We start from the raw sequence: 13,231 nt of genomic DNA, 5'->3' as shown, positions 1-13,231 counted from the left end.
TTTAGGAGCTTACTGATGAAAAGCCAAAAAATCCGTATTCGCCTAAAAGCGTATGACTATGCTTTGATTGACCGTTCTGCACAAGAAATCGTGGATACTGCTAAACGTACTGGTGCGGTGGTAAAAGGCCCGGTTCCGTTGCCAACCAAAATTGAACGTTTCAATATTTTACGTTCTCCTCACGTGAACAAAACTTCACGCGAGCAGCTGGAAATTCGGACGCACTTGCGTTTGATGGACATCGTGGATTGGACTGATAAAACCACTGATGCTTTGATGAAATTGGATTTGCCAGCGGGCGTGGACGTGGAAATTAAAGTACAGTAATTCATTGCTGAATAGAAAGCGGATAAGTCGAGAGGCTTATCCGCTTTTTTGCATCTGTATGACGAGGCTATGGACACTATTCATTTTACTGAAGACAAATCAGGCGTGTTTTTACCAAGCTAGCTGGGGATTTCAGATTTGGGATGTAGGTGAGTGGTAATAACTATAAATAAGATATAGCTTGCGTATATGCAGCCATAATACGCAGGCTGCCTGAACCGTGTTTCCTTGCCTAGATCTGTATTTGTAATGGGTTAAATGATCAGTGGCGATGGCTCTTGGAGGCGTTTCTGATATTCATCCATAGCGGCCGCCAGCCGCCGAATACCTTCGCGAATGGCTTTCTCATCATTGGTGCAATAACTCATGCGCAATTGATTTTGGCGTTGAGCATCTGCGAAAAAAGGTTCGCCTGGGACAAAAGCCACGCCGTGTTGCACCGCGATGTGAAACAAATCAATTGCAGACCAGTTGTCTGGTAACGTCAGCCATAAAAACATACCGCCTTCAGGCTGGGTGACGGTGATGTATGCAGGCAAATGCGCTTGGATGGCGGCAATCATGGCTTGGCACTGCGTGGCGTAGGCGTGCTTAATTTTGCTGATGTGCTCATCTATGAGATTGTCGTGTAGGTATTGATAAAGCACGCGCTGACTAAAATAACTGGTGTGCAAATCCGCGGCTTGTTTGGCGATGATGAATTTATCCATCACCGGTATGGGTGCCACGATCCAGCCGAGGCGGAAACCAGGTGCACAAACCTTGGAAAAAGTACCCAGCATGATGGTGTTGTCGGGTGCCCATTTATAAATTGGCGGCAGATCTTCACCACTGAATCGCAGTTCACCATAGGGGTTGTCTTCGACCATAATACGATTATCTTGAATGAGCCATTGTGCCACTGCTTTGCGATTGGCCAAGCTGTATGATAGCCCCGTGGGATTTTGAAAACTGGGGATGCCGTAAAAAAACTGACACTGTTGGGTTCGAACGATTTCTGATAGGGCTTCAACGTCAATGCCTTCATTGGTTAAGTTGGCACTGTAAAAACGAGGTTGATACATTTGAAACGCTTGGATGGCGCCCAAATAGCTGGGATTTTCCAATGCCACAGCATCGCCTGCATCCAAAAATAATTTACCAATTAAGTCCAGTGCCTGTTGCGAACCAGAGGTAATCAGTACTTGTTCGGGGGCAATGGTGATGCCGTATTTGAGATAGCGCTTGGCAATCCATTGGCGTAACGGTAAATAGCCTTCTGTGGTGCTGTATTGCAGTACATTTTCACCATCGTCACTCAATACTTTGTTTGCGGCGGCCTGAATGGCTGAAACGGGAAACAATGTTTTATTGGGCAGGCCACCCGCAAAAGAAATGATGTGTTCGCTTTGGGTCAGTTTTAGAATTTCGCGGATGAATGATTTGGGTGTGTTAGTGATGGCTCGAGAAAATGGGTAGTGGGTCATGGTGAATAGGCTCGCTTGTGTCACGGTATCAAGGAAGTGCTGATTATCGCCGATAAGATAATTCAGAGTGGCATATGTTTGGGCTGGTTGATTAGGCCTTCTGTTGTCAGGCAAGACGATGATGCAAATCGGATTTGCCTATACGCGTGCAGACATCTTTGATTGCCTGAGGCAGGTGATGGCTACCCTGATTCATAGGCATAGTGGATTCAGTATGCAACCTACACCGCAATGAGTGCAACCCTCATCGGATGATTTTAGCGAAATGAGGCACTGTATCTATTGTGATTCAATCTGCCGCTACCCTATTAAGTAAGCGCATTGGCGGCATTGGCTTGGATAATAATGGCCGTAATGCAGCATCGCGATTGTGCGTGTGGATGACTAAAAAATAATGTATATATGAACGCACTGGTTGGCATTGTTCTTTTTTGAGAGCACAGCCTGATCAAGCAGCAAGTTAGGTAGGGCAGTCTGCTTTTTATACTGTTGCTGGTCGAGGGAACCAGATGTTATTGGTATTGTCTTAATTCAACACACATGATCAATATTCACACATAAAGGCAGGAGTCAATCATGCTACATTACGCAGTAGTTTTCTTTATTATAGCCATCATTGCTGCTGTATTTGGCTTTGGGGGCATCGCAGCTGGTGCGGCAGGGATTGCCAAAATTTTATTCGTGCTGTTTTTGGTATTGGCGGTATTGTCATTTATTTTTGGCCGCCGAAAATAGAAGGTTAAGCAGCAAAAGACCATCCGAAGGGATGGTCTTTTTTCAGGCAGCCTATTGGTGATGATTAGACATAGTCTCGTTCATTGGCCATCAGCTCTGTGATGGTTTCACGACGACGAATTAGGCGATGCTGTGACCCTGCAACCATGACCTCAGCTGCGCGCGGACGAGTGTTGTAATTGCTGGCCATGCTGGCTGCGTAAGCACCTGCGCTCATCACCGCCAATATATCACCAGTTTGGGCCGCTAGTTTTCGGTCTTGTGCCAAGAAATCGCCCGTTTCACAAATGGGGCCCACCACATCCACCAACATGGGTGCCTGTGGTCTGGGTGTGGTATTTTCAATGCGGTGGTAAGCCTGATACAAGGCCGGTCGCATCAGATCATTCATAGCAGCATCCACAATCACGAAATTTTTCTGCTCCCCTTTTTTAATATACTCAACACGCGTGATCAGCATGCCTGCGTTGCCCACTAAGCTGCGGCCTGGTTCTAGAATCAATTTAAGGTTTGTGCCTTGCAAATGTTGCCGAATGGATTGGGCATAAGCCGCTAAATCGGGGACGTTTTCATTGTGATAAACAATGCCTACACCGCCACCTAAATCAATGTGTTGTAGCACAATGCCGTTGTCGGCTAATTTATCCACCAACAGCAGCAACCGCTCGAGCGCTTCGACCAATGGCGAAAGATCGGTTAATTGCGAACCAATGTGGCAATCAATGCCCACAATATGCAAATGCGGCAATTGAGCTGCATGTTGATAAGCCATCAGTGCATCGGCATAAGCAATGCCGAATTTATTGGCTTTGAGTCCAGTGGAAATATAAGGATGCGTGTGTGCATCCACGTCCGGGTTGATACGCAAAGAAATGGGTGCAACACAGCCTAGGCGAAAGGCCACTGTATTGATGCGGTCAAGTTCCGGCAATGATTCCACGTTGAAGCATAAAATGCCTTGCTGTAACGCAAATTCAATTTCGGCTTCACTTTTTCCCACACCAGAGAAAATAGTCTTACTGGCATCACCACCGGCCGCCAGAACCCGCGCTAATTCACCACCTGAAACGATGTCAAAACCACTGCCCAATTGAGCAAAATGTTTGAGTATGGATAAATTGCTGTTGGCTTTAACCGCATAGCAAATTAAGGTATTTGGTGTGGTAAAAGAGTGAGCGTACTGTTGATAGGCTTGTGTCAGTGCTTGTTCGCTATAGACATACAAAGGTGTTCCGTATTCGGCCGCCAATTGAGGCAAGGGGACGGCTTCACAGCGCAAAATATCAGTCATGGCTTGGTAGGTTTTGAGGGTTAATGGGCTCAATGCTCAGGCCAGTTTGAATCACGCCAAAGCGGGTTTGATCATTCTCTTTGGGCAGATACAGGTTGCCTTTGTAACCACAGCCGGTTAAGCAGGCACTGAACACCAGTGCAATGCAGACAAAACGGGTCATTCGCATCACTTTCGCAAAATGGAGTGGCTGGTTTGTGCTTCAGCCTTGTTAAAACTAGGATTGAGCGTCATTATATGGCAAGATAAGCGCTGTGAAATGAAAAATACAGTGATGCAAGCCAATATCATGAATGAGAGCGAATTTTTGCAGTTTAGTGATGATTTGTTTGGGTACATTGAAGACCAAATTGATGCCGGTGGCTGGGATTTGGACTGCGAGTTGGGGGGAAATGTACTCACCATCGAGAATGAACAAGGTGAACAAATTATCGTCAATCGTCATACCCCCAATCAAGAATTGTGGATAGCGGCCAAAAGCGGTGGCTATCATTTTGCTGAGCGCAATGGGCAGTGGTTGGCAATGCGCGATGGGCAGGCGTTTTTTGCAGTCTTGAATACGGTATTGTCACAGGCTTGTGGCGAAACCATCTTCATTCAACCCATGGCATAATGCGTCATGGATGGCTTTGGGGAACCAACAAGGGCAGTTATGTTACACACTTTGATTAAGCACGATTTAAAAGCGTTGCAAGCATTTGTGGCCATTGTGGAATGTAATGGCGTGAGCGCGGCACAAGAACGACTGAACATGTCGCAATCGGCCATCAGTACGCATTTGGCGCATTTGGAAGAAAGCTTGGGCGTGAGCTTATGCCGCCGTGGTCGAGCAGGTTTTGCACTCACGAAAGCAGGTCACCAGCTCTATGAGGCTTGTACTTTGTTGCTTCAGGCAACCACCGAGTTTCATCGTGAAGTGCAAAACATCAAATGGCATCGTTCTGTACTCTCTGGGACTTTGCGCATTGGTCTGATTGATCATCTGCCGCCGCAATTCCAAAAAATGATAGGTCAGGTGATTGCCAGTGCTTATGCCAATTACCCAGAATTGCGTTTGTCCGTGGATACCAAACCGCCGCAAGATATTGAAACTGCAGTGGCCACCAACCAAATGGATTTGGGCATAGGCTATTACAGCAATTTGTTGAAAAATCTGCGTTATCAGCCAGTATTTGAAGAGCGTCAGAATTTGTATTGTCATGTTGATCATGCCGCCACCAAAGTGGATGATTTATCGCTCACTAAACTGGAGGAAGACTACGCTTGGGTAAAACGCACATATGCACAATTGCCAACAGGTGTGGGTTTTACTGCCGGGGTAACCACGGCCACAGCACACAGCCAAGAGGCAACTTTGCTGTTTCTGTTGGCGGGTAGCCACATTGGTTTTTTACCCAAAGAAATGGCCGACCCGTATGTACGCGATGGTTTGCTCACCGCATTGTTGCCGCAGCAAGCAACCTATGTGGTGACGCACTATGCGGTGACTCGGCCCACACCTGATCCTCGGGTAAACTGGTTTTTAGGACAGCTCAGCGGTTTGTTGCCTTAATACAACGATAGAAGCATCAGTTTGCATTCAGGCAGCCTCACAAGGCTGCCTGAATGATGATGGTGACCATAAAAATACGGTGTTTATTTTGATGGAGCCAAAGACGGGCTTTGAGGTTGCCGCAACCACGTTGCCGCTTCGTTCAATAATGACTGTAATACTTGCGCTTGATGGGCCAAAGCGCGCACGCATAGCGTAGATGCATTGGCCAAACTCACCCCCCAAAGACACTGCGCATCGGCTACTGGCCATTGAGCGGACAATGCTTGGTAGAGGGCATCGACACGAGCACGCATGGCCGATTCGCTGATGCCTGTGTGGACATAATACAAGCCCGCTTGGTGGCTGTAATCTTCCATTTGACCAATTACGGCTAAATCTTGCGTTTGTGGATGCCATTGAATATTGTCGCTGAGTACCAACCGATGGTGGTGGCGAATAGCGAGGTGTGATGACAAATAGCGAAAGCGCCAGCGCTCGCCGTTGAGTACACGGCCGCATGCCATGATTTCGCCCAGTATCAGCACGCAGTCATCAGCCAAATTGATTTCGGTGGTTTGCGTCAGCGCGCCATCAGCGTGGAGCACCAAAGGATGAGGCAAATAGCTCAAATGGCTACCGTGTGCCAGTTCAATCGTGGTGTGCTGGCGTGCTTCTGCATTGGCAGCCGACATCGCTTGAACTCGAGTAAATGCCTGTGTGAATAGATTCAGGCGAGTATGTGCCGCCAAACGAATTTGCACATCAATGGTGTCGCCCGCCAAGAGACCGGGAGAAGAACTCATCTGCATTGCCGCCAGCGTACCTGGCCAGCCTGAAGTTTGGGTGTGGGGCAGAGTCAGTATTTTGATGGGTGGGGTGCAATAGCAGTCATCCAAAACCGTGTGATCAGATTGGGCTTGTTTGGTGCTTAGGCGCAGCTCGCTGTGCATCAGCGCACCAGTGCGGCCGGTTCGCCGACATCTTCCAGTAAAGCGTATTTCTTAATCCAATCAATCACTGTGTCAACATTGTGCAATGCCATTAAGTTGGTAAACACAAATGGTTGACCCTGCCGCATGCGGCGGGCGTCCTGTTCCATGACGGTTAAGCTGGCACCCACGTGGGGTGCTAAATCAATTTTATTGATGACCAATAAATCGGAGCGGGTAATGCCAGGCCCACCTTTGCGGGGGATTTTTTCACCTTGGGCTACGTCAATCACAAATAAGGTGACATCGGCCAAATCGGGGCTAAATGTGGCCGATAGGTTGTCGCCACCGCTTTCAATAAACACAATTTGCACATCGGGAAAGCGAGCCACCATTTCATCTACGGCTTCTAGATTCATACTGGCATCTTCGCGAATTGCTGTATGCGGGCAGCCGCCAGTTTCCACACCCATGATGCGTTCGGCGGGTAATAAACTGTTGCGAGTCAAAAATTCCGCATCTTCCTGGGTATAAATGTCATTGGTAATCACCGCTACGCTATAGTCTTGCGCCATTTGGCGGGTGAGTTTTTCAATCAAGGCTGTTTTGCCAGAGCCAACAGGCCCAGCCACGCCGATTTTGATGTAGTTGCGCATTGCGTCATTCCGATTTTATAAGGGTTGTGTCAACCGCATGGTGTGGTTGGTTAAAATCACGTTACCACAAAGTATGTGGTTTTCTCGCACCCATTGAAAGCCATGTTGCCTGAAAAATGGCACTGCTGGATGGGCTGCTTGCACCGTGAATACATTTAGGCGTTTATCGCGGGGCAACGCCATCACGTGCTTCAGTAATGCAGAAGCCACACCTTGGCGCTGGTGGTGTGGTGAAACATACAAGCAGTCAATGTAATCTTGATCAGCTTGATACTCGATAAAGCCCACCACGATCTGGCGATATACCGCCACCACGGTGTGTCGGTTGGGTTGGGCAAGGCGCTGTTGCCAAAAAGAAGGATCATGTTTACCGATGCTCCACGCTGTTTTTTGCACCAAGGCGTACACATTCACAGGGATGGCCATGACGGCAGTGCAATATATATTGGCCAATGCTGCTGCATCATCAGCGCATGCCTCGCGCAACAATATGGGTGGCGCATCCGTCATGATGCAATGCCATTTGGCATACGTGCATTGCTATCCACCAAAACACTGATTAATACGGGAATATGGCAATGTTGCATATCTTTAGCGGCAGTGAGTAAGATGAGCTTTCCCTGATCTTGCTCGAGGTGGCGCAGCTGATCCAGTGTGGTTTGTATTTCTGGCCGCGCCAATTCTTTGCGGTAAAGACGGCAAAAATCATCAAAGCGAGCATCTCGATCTTGATGAAACCAAGTTCTCAATGCCGCCGAGGGCGTAACATCTTTGACCCACGATACCCCAGATAGCCGTGCTTTGCTTATGCCGCGCGGCCACAATCGATCAACCAACACTGCAGGCTGATCACCTTGGTAAGCATAAACGCGCTCTGCTTGATAGCTCATTTTAAGCCCCCATCAACATGCCCAAACCCACCAGGCCAATCAGGCTGCCTGAAAGGTGCAGCGTCCAGGGACGCTTCGCCATGTGGTGGCCCAGTGCAAACCCGACGGCATGCAAAGCGGCAGTGACCATCACAAATCCGATGGCAAATGAGCGCGCGCCATGTGTACCCAATTCAGCGCCGTGTGCCATCCCATGAAAGAGCGCAAACATGCCCACCAAAGTCATTGCGGCCGCCAAGGGTATTTTTTTGATCCAAGCCGCAGCCAATCCCATAATCATTACCGATGCCGCAATACCTTGTTCCATCATCGGGATTTTTATGCCGTTGGTACCCAAGGCAAAACCCGCCATCATCACGATCACAAATGTACTGGGCACCAGCCAACGCGCTTTGCCGGAGAAGGAGGCTGCCCACAAACCCACAGCCAGCATCGCCAACAGATGATCCCAACCCGTGATGGGGTGGGTCAAGCCTGCCAATAAGCCATCGGTACCATGCCCAGGATGGGCCAGCGCCAATGTGGGTATCAGCAGTAATAATGTGGACAGTGCTTTTTTCATGATGCTTTCCTTTTGTTCATATGACGTTCAATGGGTGCAGCGTATCGCTAGATTAGCTCATATACAAACGGGTATAAAGCCGTTCATGCTGCATGGCGCGGATGTCGGTGGCCAATGTGGTTGCACCCACATACTGCGATGGCGGCGTGAGGCTATGGGCCACGGTTTCGGCAATCAGACTATGCAGCCCAAACAAAATATCTTGGCCCGCCATTTGTCCCAACGGAATCAATTTGACGCCATTGGTCACCATGCCCACAGCGCTGTTGTAGTAAAACGCATACAGCGTTTGTGCTTTGTCGAGCCCCAACAGCGCGGCCACCAAGCCAAATACCAAGGGATAAAAACCCCGTGCGTGTTGCTGGCTGATGGCAGCTTGAAAGTGGGTCAGCAGCTCATGGTTTATGCGTGGGGCAAAAATTTTCAATAAACGCACGCCCAGCTTGGCACTACTGTCGCGCATTTCCCGCGGTACTTTGGTGGCACCAATCTGGTCGTCTAAAGACAGCAGTGCAGTCAATGTTTGATTTATGGTCGCGTCATAGGCTAAGGCCACGTATGCGCCATCGTTGTGGCGCAAGCTCTGCTGTAATTGGGTGGTCACAAAATCACGCAAACTGATCTCATCATAGACCACGCGCTGCTGCACAAAGGTTTCCAATCCACCTGAATGGTTGAAGCCGCCAATGGGTAGGGTGGGGTCAGCCAAGTGCAGCAGCTGGCCCAATGCGCACAAAGACGAGATTGCTGGCGTGGTTTCAATCGACATTTCAGGCAGCCTCAATGGTGGTGATGCGCCACATCATTGGCGTGGCTATGTTCGTGGGCATGCCCTGCGCTCACGCCCGCAGCCGAGTTGGCGCGCAATTGTTCGCTGAGACGGCGATGGTCACGTTGTGGGGCGAAACCAGCGGCGGCCAGCCATTCAAATAAAGGCTTGTCGTAGGGCAGCAGCAATTCGTTGCCATCCAGGAACAAAGGGGTATGCTTATTGCCAATTTCATAGCACGCCCGCGCCATTTCCGGCAGGGTTTTGGGAGACAATACCATAACGTCACTGGGTTCGATAACCACGACAATGGCCAGCTTGTCATCCAGATAAACCACATCATGATGATGTAGTCGCTGGCCTTCTTTTAAAAGGCGAAATGCAATGTCGCGTCCGTGTTCAGTGTGGGTGCGCAATAAACGCCGATCAGCTTCATACCATTGTAAAGATACGCTATCGATGGTTTGCTGATTCAGGTTGCCTGAATTGGTCAGCTGAGTCAGTGGGGCGATAATACTTTGGATAATCAAGTTCATTTTATATTAATCGGTTCATTTCTTTGGCATGGGCTTTAGGCAAGCGGATATTGCTGGAATGCTGGTGTTGCAGCCATTTCATCGCTTAACGCTTGGATCGTGGGGCAGTTCAATCGTTGCGTGGTTTCGGGTAATACGAATTGCATAAATTGCCATACCACCGCGCTGGAGAGGGTCACTTGGCTAATGGATGGGCGATGATTGCGTGTTGCCAGCGCCTCATTCCAGACTTGGCAGGCGGCATGTAATTGAGTCGTGATTCGATTTTGCCATGGCTGATACTGTTTTTCTTCAGGGCGCAAGCGCTGCTCATAGACGATTTGCACGGTTTTTTCACAGGCCACCAAAATAAAGCCGAGTAAATGCAAGTCTTGCGCCAGTGATGCTGCTTCTTGTGGCATGAGTTTGTGTTGGGTGTGGGCCAAGGCTTCAAAATAATCCAGAATCAGCGTTGATTCCATCAACCGTGTGCCATCATCTAAGGCCAATGTGGGTGCTTTAACAGCAGGATTAATGGTTGCAAACTGTTTAAAATCAGCAAACACCGACAAAGGAATAAGTTCGAAAGAGTAACCATAAATGGCGAGAGAGATGGCTACTCTGCGCACATATGGCGAATCCAGCATGCCATACAGTTTCATGTGTCTTTTTCCCTCATAGGATAATCAACTTTAAAACAAAAAATACCGCTGTGCCAGTGGTACTTTGGTTGCTGGCTCACACGTAATGTGCGCACCATTGACCCGGACTTCATAGGTTTCGGGATTGACCGTGATTTCAGGGGTGGCATGGTTGTGGATCAAGTCTTTTTTGCCGATGTTACGGCAATTGTGCACAGGTAAAGTGCGTTTGTGTAATCCATATTGGCTGCGGATGTCTGCGTCCACACCCGCTTGCGAGACAAACAGCACAGCGGTATCTTGCACGGCCTTGCCTAAAGCACCAAACATGGGCCGGTAAATCACCGGCTGCGGTGTGGGAATAGAGGCATTGGGGTCGCCCATGCGCGCATAACTGATGGCTCCGCCTTTAATGATAATTTCCGGTTTGACGCCAAAAAAGGCCGGTTTCCACAATACCAAATCGGCGATTTTGCCTGGCTCAATGGAGCCGACATAATCGCTGATACCATGGGCAATGGCTGGATTGATGGTGTATTTGGCTAAATAGCGCTTGATACGGAAATTGTCGTTGTCACCCGTTTCTTCAGGCAACCTGCCGCGTTGCTGCTTCATTTTGTCTGCTGTTTGCCACGTACGGATAATGACTTCGGCCACCCGCCCCATGGCTTGGGAGTCGGAGCTCATGATGGAAAACACACCCATATCGTGCAAAATATCTTCGGCGGCAATGGTTTCGGGTCGGATACGAGAGTCTGCAAAGGCCACGTCTTCTGGCACGCGTTTATCCAAATGATGGCACACCATGAGCATGTCTAAATGTTCGTCGATGGTATTCACCGTAAACGGCCGGGTAGGGTTGGTTGAGGCGGGCAGTACGTTGGGGAACATGGCGGCTTTGATGATGTCTGGCGCATGGCCGCCGCCGGCGCCTTCGGTATGGAATGTATGAATCACTCGGCCGGCGATGGCGTTCATGGTGTCTTCCAAAAAACCGCCTTCATTTAAAGTGTCGGTGTGAATGGCGACTTGCACATCCATTTCATCGGCGATTTGCAGAGAAGCATCAATGACCGCAGCTGTGGCACCCCAATCTTCATGAATTTTTAGTCCTAAGGCGCCGGCTTCAATTTGCTCGCGCAGGGGGGGCAGTGTGGCGCAATTGCCTTTGCCGAAAAAACCCAAGTTGACTGGTGCATTTTCGGCTGCTTGAAACATTTTTTGTAACTGCCATGAACCCGGTGTGACCGTGGTGGCATTGGTGCCATCGGCAGGCCCCGTGCCGCCGCCAATCATGGTGGTGATCCCGGATTCGATGGCGTGTGTTATTTGTTGTGGTGAAATGAAATGGATGTGGGTATCGATGCCGCCTGCTGTGGCAATGAGGTGGGCACCATTATGCACTTCGGTGGCTGCCCCAATCACCATGTTGGGTGTCACACCATCCATGGTATTGGGATTGCCGGCTTGGCCTATGCCCACAATTTTACCGTCACGGATGCCGATATCGGCCTTAACGATGCCCCAGTGATCCAGAATCAGGACATTGGTAATGGCAAAATCCAATACGTTTGCATCACTGCGGGTGGCGGTGGCGGATTGAGCCATGCCATCGCGCACAGATTTGCCGCCGCCAAATTTACACTCATCGCCATGGGTGAGTAAATCTTGCTCTACTTCGCCCCATAAATCGGTATCGCCCAAGCGCACTTTGTCACCCACTGTGGGGCCATAGGTGGCTACGTATTGGCTGCGGGGAATGGTTAAACTCATCATCAAATCCTTTTTGTTGCCTAGGTTGTCTGAATGGGTTCAGGCAACCTAGGCGATGGTCGTATACCCAATGTGGCGCAAGGGTTATGCAACAGGCCCATTCACCGCATTATGAAAGCCCACGATAATTTTATGGCCGCCAAATTCGGTGAGTTCAATGGTTTTGGCCTCTCCTGGTTCAAAGCGTACCGCATTGCCAGAGGGCACGTTGAGCCGCATACCGCGGGTAGGTTCCCGATCAAACTCAAGGGCGGCATTGGTTTCATAAAAATGGAAATGTGAACCCACTTGGATGGGGCGGTCGCCGCGATTGATCACGTTGATGGTGAGGGTGCGGCGGCCTGTGTTGGCTTCAATGTCGCCATCGGCCAGAATGTATTCACCGGGTATCATGATGTATTTTCCTGTCAATGGGTTGGCGGTTTGCCTGAAGTCAGGCACCCATCCAACCATTCGTTTAAGGTGCTCGCTGCCGCTCGTGTTAAAGCCTCTCCATATTGGGTGGCTTGTTGACGGATGCGCGGTGGCGGTATCTGCGCTTGCGCCAGTTCACAGGCATGGCCCACCAACCAATATTCAATTTGCTCTGGCAACGCTTCCAAGTGGAATTGTAACGCCAATATATTTTTTCCTTTGGCAAAAGCTTGATGTGAACACAATTCGCTGGATGCCAATGAGGTGGTGCCTTCTGGCAAGGCGAAGCAGTCGCCGTGCCAATGCAAAACGGGTGTGTTATTTAAATGGCGCAATGGCGATGCATGGCCTTGGACACTTAAAATTAACGGGGCATAACCAATTTCTTTGTGTGGCATGGGCGTGACAGCCGCGCCCATTAGCCGTGCCAATAATTGCGCGCCCAAGCAGATGCCCAATATGGGTTTGCCGCATTGAAGCCATGCTTGCAGTAAGGCCAGCTCATTGCGCAGAAAAGGATAGGCTGCTTCCTCAAATGCCCCGATGGGGCCGCCCAGAATCACCAATAAATCATGATGTTCAGGCGCCGCATCGGCAAAATGGCCCAAAGGCGCATCTATATAATGAAACGAGTGCTGGCGCTGGTGTAAAACCGTTTCCAGAATACCCATGTTTTCAAAACCAACATGCCGGATTGCTGCGATGTGAGCCATTTGCTTTTCCACCACT

18 protein-coding genes are annotated in these 13,231 nt (G+C 49.5%); 4 read left to right on the top strand and 14 right to left on the bottom strand.

The window, feature by feature from the left end:
* Nucleotides 1-15 precede the first annotated feature (15 nt).
* Nucleotides 16-327 (top strand): 30S ribosomal protein S10, encoded by a 312-nt coding sequence (gene rpsJ, locus A2F46_RS06625; RefSeq protein ID WP_066568290.1) that lies wholly within the window; start codon nt 16-18, stop codon nt 325-327.
* Nucleotides 328-581: 254 nt separating this feature from the next.
* Here rpsJ and A2F46_RS06620 read toward each other — a convergent pair whose 3' ends face one another.
* Nucleotides 582-1,793, bottom strand: coding sequence for a PLP-dependent aminotransferase family protein (locus A2F46_RS06620; RefSeq protein ID WP_066568288.1), 1,212 nt, complete (start codon nt 1,791-1,793; stop codon nt 582-584).
* Between the two features lie 576 nt (nt 1,794-2,369).
* Here A2F46_RS06620 and A2F46_RS12045 point away from each other — a divergent pair.
* Complete coding sequence (locus A2F46_RS12045) at nt 2,370-2,528, top strand: DUF1328 domain-containing protein (RefSeq protein ID WP_082783608.1); 159 nt, start codon at nt 2,370-2,372, stop codon at nt 2,526-2,528.
* 64 nt (nt 2,529-2,592) lie between these two features.
* Here the strand turns inward: A2F46_RS12045 and lysA are convergent, their stop codons facing one another.
* Together lysA and A2F46_RS12520 are read right to left on the bottom strand one after the other, a co-directional pair.
* Nucleotides 2,593-3,819, bottom strand: a complete 1,227-nt coding sequence (gene lysA, locus A2F46_RS06615; RefSeq protein ID WP_066568282.1) for a diaminopimelate decarboxylase — start codon at nt 3,817-3,819, stop codon at nt 2,593-2,595.
* Nucleotides 3,812-3,982 carry a lipoprotein gene (locus A2F46_RS12520; protein ID WP_197457585.1) on the bottom strand — a complete coding sequence of 57 codons (171 nt, stop codon included), beginning with the start codon at nt 3,980-3,982 and terminating at the stop codon, nt 3,812-3,814. The genes lysA and A2F46_RS12520 overlap by 8 nt, the downstream gene beginning before the upstream one ends.
* Nucleotides 3,983-4,105: 123 nt before the next feature.
* Here A2F46_RS12520 and cyaY point away from each other — a divergent pair, with 123 nt between their 5' ends.
* Nucleotides 4,106-4,432, top strand: coding sequence for an iron donor protein CyaY (gene cyaY / locus A2F46_RS06610; protein ID WP_066568323.1), 327 nt, complete (start codon nt 4,106-4,108; stop codon nt 4,430-4,432).
* Nucleotides 4,433-4,471: 39 nt separating this feature from the next.
* Complete coding sequence (locus A2F46_RS06605) at nt 4,472-5,371, top strand: LysR family transcriptional regulator (RefSeq protein ID WP_066568279.1); 900 nt, start codon at nt 4,472-4,474, stop codon at nt 5,369-5,371.
* A gap of 83 nt (nt 5,372-5,454) precedes the next feature.
* Here the strand turns inward: A2F46_RS06605 and A2F46_RS06600 are convergent, their stop codons facing one another.
* The 11 genes from A2F46_RS06600 to A2F46_RS06550 form a co-directional block, all read right to left on the bottom strand.
* Nucleotides 5,455-6,303, bottom strand: a complete 849-nt coding sequence (locus A2F46_RS06600; RefSeq protein ID WP_066568277.1) for an urease accessory protein UreD — start codon at nt 6,301-6,303, stop codon at nt 5,455-5,457.
* On the bottom strand, nt 6,303-6,938 hold the full coding sequence (gene ureG, locus A2F46_RS06595) for an urease accessory protein UreG (protein WP_066568271.1): 636 nt from the start codon (nt 6,936-6,938) through the stop codon (nt 6,303-6,305). Before ureG ends, A2F46_RS06600 begins: the two co-directional genes overlap by 1 nt.
* Before the next feature lie 15 nt (nt 6,939-6,953).
* Nucleotides 6,954-7,448, bottom strand: coding sequence for a GNAT family N-acetyltransferase (locus A2F46_RS06590; protein ID WP_066568268.1), 495 nt, complete (start codon nt 7,446-7,448; stop codon nt 6,954-6,956).
* Complete coding sequence (locus tag A2F46_RS06585) at nt 7,445-7,828, bottom strand: DUF488 domain-containing protein (protein WP_066568266.1); 384 nt, start codon at nt 7,826-7,828, stop codon at nt 7,445-7,447. The genes A2F46_RS06590 and A2F46_RS06585 overlap by 4 nt, the downstream gene beginning before the upstream one ends.
* Nucleotide 7,829: 1 nt before the next feature.
* Nucleotides 7,830-8,390, bottom strand: a complete 561-nt coding sequence (locus tag A2F46_RS06580; protein WP_066568264.1) for a HupE/UreJ family protein — start codon at nt 8,388-8,390, stop codon at nt 7,830-7,832.
* 52 nt (nt 8,391-8,442) lie between these two features.
* Nucleotides 8,443-9,159, bottom strand: a complete 717-nt coding sequence (locus tag A2F46_RS06575; protein ID WP_066568257.1) for an urease accessory protein UreF — start codon at nt 9,157-9,159, stop codon at nt 8,443-8,445.
* Between the two features lie 11 nt (nt 9,160-9,170).
* On the bottom strand, nt 9,171-9,695 hold the full coding sequence (gene ureE, locus A2F46_RS06570) for an urease accessory protein UreE (RefSeq protein ID WP_066568254.1): 525 nt from the start codon (nt 9,693-9,695) through the stop codon (nt 9,171-9,173).
* 35 nt (nt 9,696-9,730) lie between these two features.
* Nucleotides 9,731-10,336, bottom strand: coding sequence for a glutathione S-transferase family protein (locus A2F46_RS06565; protein WP_066568252.1), 606 nt, complete (start codon nt 10,334-10,336; stop codon nt 9,731-9,733).
* A 30-nt stretch (nt 10,337-10,366) separates the two neighbouring features.
* Nucleotides 10,367-12,091, bottom strand: coding sequence for an urease subunit alpha (gene ureC / locus A2F46_RS06560; RefSeq protein WP_304437934.1), 1,725 nt, complete (start codon nt 12,089-12,091; stop codon nt 10,367-10,369).
* Nucleotides 12,092-12,172: 81 nt separating this feature from the next.
* Nucleotides 12,173-12,481, bottom strand: coding sequence for an urease subunit beta (gene ureB / locus A2F46_RS06555; protein WP_066568247.1), 309 nt, complete (start codon nt 12,479-12,481; stop codon nt 12,173-12,175).
* Between the two features lie 14 nt (nt 12,482-12,495).
* Entirely contained in the window at nt 12,496-13,215 is a 720-nt protein-coding gene (locus A2F46_RS06550) for a glutamine amidotransferase (protein WP_066568244.1), read from the bottom strand.
* Nucleotides 13,216-13,231: the final 16 nt, after the last annotated feature.

Source organism: Snodgrassella sp. CFCC 13594, assembly GCF_001590725.1.
In the GTDB taxonomy this organism is placed as follows: Bacteria; Pseudomonadota; Gammaproteobacteria; order Burkholderiales; family Neisseriaceae; genus Snodgrassella.
Note: the sequence above shows the minus strand (reverse complement) of the source record. Positions and strands in the feature narration are given on the sequence as shown.